2 protein-coding genes and 2 pseudogenes are annotated in these 2,714 nt (G+C 59.1%); all 4 read left to right on the plus strand.

Features of this window, described 5'->3' with window-relative positions; all coding sequences use genetic code 11:
• Positions 1–354 (plus strand): annotated as a pseudogene (gene rplA / locus JMF90_RS32440) (50S ribosomal protein L1); the annotation flags it as partial.
• A 308-nt stretch (positions 355–662) separates the two neighbouring features.
• Positions 663–1,160 carry a 50S ribosomal protein L10 gene (gene rplJ, locus JMF90_RS32445; protein WP_011546647.1) on the plus strand — a complete coding sequence of 166 codons (498 nt, stop codon included), beginning with the start codon at positions 663–665 and terminating at the stop codon, positions 1,158–1,160.
• Positions 1,161–1,223: 63 nt separating this feature from the next.
• A complete protein-coding gene (rplL, locus tag JMF90_RS32450) occupies positions 1,224–1,598 on the plus strand; it encodes a 50S ribosomal protein L7/L12 (RefSeq protein WP_006477198.1) in 375 nt (124 codons plus the stop codon).
• Positions 1,599–1,979: 381 nt separating this feature from the next.
• Positions 1,980–2,714: pseudogene (rpoB, locus tag JMF90_RS32455) on the plus strand (DNA-directed RNA polymerase subunit beta); the annotation flags it as partial.

The following is a 2,714-nucleotide window of genomic DNA, read 5'->3' on the forward strand; positions in this document are numbered from 1 at the left end:
GCTTCGCCGGACACGATGCGTATCGTCGGTACGCTCGGTCAGATCCTGGGCCCGCGCGGCCTGATGCCGAACCCGAAGGTCGGTACGGTCACGCCGGACGTCGCAACCGCCGTCAAGAACGCGAAGGCTGGTCAGGTGCAATTCCGCGTCGACAAGGCCGGTATCATCCACGCGACCATCGGCCGTGCATCGTTCGAGCCGACCGCGCTGCGTTCGAACCTGTCGGCGCTGATCGAAGCGCTGCAGAAGGCAAAGCCGGCAACGAGCAAGGGCGTGTACCTGCGCAAGATCGCACTGTCGAGCACGATGGGCGTCGGCGTGCGTGTCGACCAGGCTACGCTGGCAGCACAGTAAGCAAGTATCCGGGCCGCTTCGTTCGCGAAGCGGCCTACATGGGCTTTGGGCGGTTGTTCGTGCAGTAGGGCGGACAACCGGTTATCAAAGACCGTTGGTGGGGCGCAGCAGGCAGGCGATCCCTTAATTCAAGCCAACGCAGATGGCGAACCCGAAAAAGTTTTGCAGTGGTGAAGCCCCAGGCCGCGAAGCGATTCGCGGCGTGAGGTGGAAATACTCCTAACGAGGTCGGACGCCGTTGTTGAACGAGGTACGTGAGGTTTCGGCCATACCGGCCATGCCGAACGTATCGTTTCTGGAGGCTAACCGTGCCGCTTAATAGAGAAGACAAGCAAGCCGTCGTCGCTGAGGTTTCCGCGCAAGTCGCGAAGGCCCAGACCGTTGTGCTGGCTGAGTATCGTGGAATTGCGGTTGGCGATCTGACCAAGCTGCGCGCGAAAGCGCGTGAGCAACAGGTTTACCTGCGCGTGTTGAAGAACACGCTGGCGCGTCGCGCCGTCGAAGGTACGCCTTTTGCTCCGCTGGCAGAGCAGATGACTGGTCCCCTGATCTACGGCATCTCGGAAGATGCCATTGCTGCTGCTAAGGTCGTCAACGACTTCAGCAAGAGCAATGAAAAGTTGGTCATCAAGGCTGGTTCGTTCGATGGCAAGGTGATGGACAAGGCTGGCGTGCAAGCGCTGGCAAGCATCCCGAGCCGCGAAGAACTGCTCTCGAAGCTGCTGTTCGTTATGCAATCGCCTGTTTCGGGCTTCGCGCGTGCTCTCGCCGCGCTGGCCGAGAAGAAGCAAGCGGAAGCTGCGTAAGCGAACGTGCATCAGCGTTACTGATCGCTGGCTGTATCCGAATTCAATTTAGGAGTATTTCAAATGGCAATCGCAAAAGAAGACATCCTGGCAGCAGTCGAAGGGATGACCGTTCTGGAACTGAACGAACTGGTCAAGGCGTTCGAAGAGAAGTTTGGCGTGTCGGCAGCTGCAGTGGCAGTCGCTGGCCCGGCAGGCGGTGGCGCAGCTGCTGCAGCAGAAGAGAAGACCGAATTCACGGTCGTCCTGGCTGAAGCCGGCGCCAACAAGGTTTCGGTCATCAAGGCCGTTCGCGAACTGACGGGCCTGGGCCTGAAGGAAGCGAAGGACCTGGTTGACGGTGCACCGAAGCCCGTCAAGGAAGGCGTCGACAAGGCTGCTGCTGAAGAAGCCAAGAAGAAGCTGGAAGAAGCTGGCGCGAAGGTCGAAGTCAAGTAAGTTTCGGCGCGCTGTGCGAAGGCTGGCGGTATTTTCACCGCCGGCCTTTTTGTGCTTTGTGGGGACGTTATTCTGGCACTCATTCGGGAGCCCGAATAATCGGCCCCAGAAGCCAAAGAAAACCGCTTGATCGTTGTGATGAATCACGCACGATTGGCGGTTCTCTTTGTCTTCTGAAGCGACTGCAGAAGGCAAGTTTGGTCGGGTAGCGGGCAACACAGGCATCCGCTGCCGTCAGCCAGCGGTTGGTAGCGGCCAACCACCAAGCTTCTCGGCTCGTTCAAGCCGTCGAACGGCCATCGGGTCTCAGTCGGTGAACACTCGGGTTTGAAACGTCCAGGTATTCCGCCTCGATAGCACCCGCCGTGATTCGGAGATCGTATGCAATATTCCTTCACCGAGAAGAAGCGCATTCGCAAGAGTTTCGCGAAGCGCCCCATCGTTCACCAAGTTCCGTTCTTGCTGGCTACCCAGCTTGAATCATTCAGCACGTTTCTGCAAGCCGATGTGCCCGCGACGCAACGTAAGCCTGAGGGTTTGCAGGCCGCGTTCACGTCGGTATTTCCCATTGTTTCGCACAACGGTTTCGCGCGCCTCGAGTTCGTGAGCTATGCGCTGTCCTCGCCGGCATTCAACATCAAGGAATGCCAGCAGCGTGGCCTGACGTACTGCTCCGCGCTGCGCGCGAAGGTCCGCCTCGTCATTCTCGACAAGGAATCGCCGAACAAGCCGGTCGTCAAGGAAGTGAAGGAGCAGGAAGTGTACATGGGCGAAATTCCGCTCATGACGCCGACGGGCTCGTTCGTCATCAACGGCACCGAGCGTGTCATCGTCTCGCAGCTGCACCGTTCGCCGGGCGTGTTCTTCGAACACGACAAGGGCAAGACGCACAGCTCGGGCAAGCTGCTGTTCTCGGCACGGATCATTCCGTACCGCGGCTCGTGGCTCGACTTCGAATTCGATCCGAAGGACATCCTGTACTTCCGCGTCGACCGTCGCCGCAAGATGCCGGTCACGATCCTGCTGAAGGCCATCGGCCTGACGCCGGAGCAGATCCTCGCGAACTTCTTCGTGTTCGACAACTTCACGCTGATGGACGAAGGCGCGCAACTCGAG

Origin of the sequence: Burkholderia sp. E168m23 (assembly GCF_016586125.1) — a bacterium.
In the GTDB taxonomy this organism is placed as follows: Bacteria; Pseudomonadota; Gammaproteobacteria; order Burkholderiales; family Burkholderiaceae; genus Burkholderia; species Burkholderia orbicola.